This is a genomic window from Scytonema sp. PCC 10023, assembly GCF_963920835.1.
GTDB lineage: Bacteria > Cyanobacteriota > Cyanobacteriia > Cyanobacteriales > Nostocaceae > Kalymmatonema.
Genome location: NZ_CAWUDP010000376.1, coordinates 1 through 329, shown reverse-complemented (window position 1 = coordinate 329; position 329 = coordinate 1). Strand labels below are relative to the sequence as shown.

Below are 329 nucleotides of genomic sequence, written 5' to 3'. Positions count from 1 at the left end.
GGCTTCAGGAAGTCTTGACAACACGGTGAAACTGTGGGACACCAGCACGGGCAAAGAAATCAAAACTCTCACTGGGCATACAAACTCGGTTATTGGCGTCAGCTTCAGCCCGGATGGCAAGATTCTGGCTTCAGGAAGTCGTGACAACACGGTGAAACTGTGGGAGACCAGCACGGGCAAAGAAATCAAAACTCTCACTGGGCATACAAACTCGGTTATTGGCGTCAGCTTCAGCCCGGATGGCAAGATGCTGGCTTCAGGAAGTTTTGACAACACGGTGAAACTGTGGGACACCAGCACGGGCAAAGAAATCAAAACTCTCACTGGGC

The 329-nt window shown here is 51.4% G+C and carries 1 protein-coding gene; it reads left to right on the top strand.

What is annotated here, in order from left to right; translation table 11 throughout:
* The coding region (locus ACM0OZ_RS49270) for a WD40 repeat domain-containing protein (RefSeq protein WP_414590224.1) at window positions 1-329 on the top strand (329 nt) is incomplete at both ends.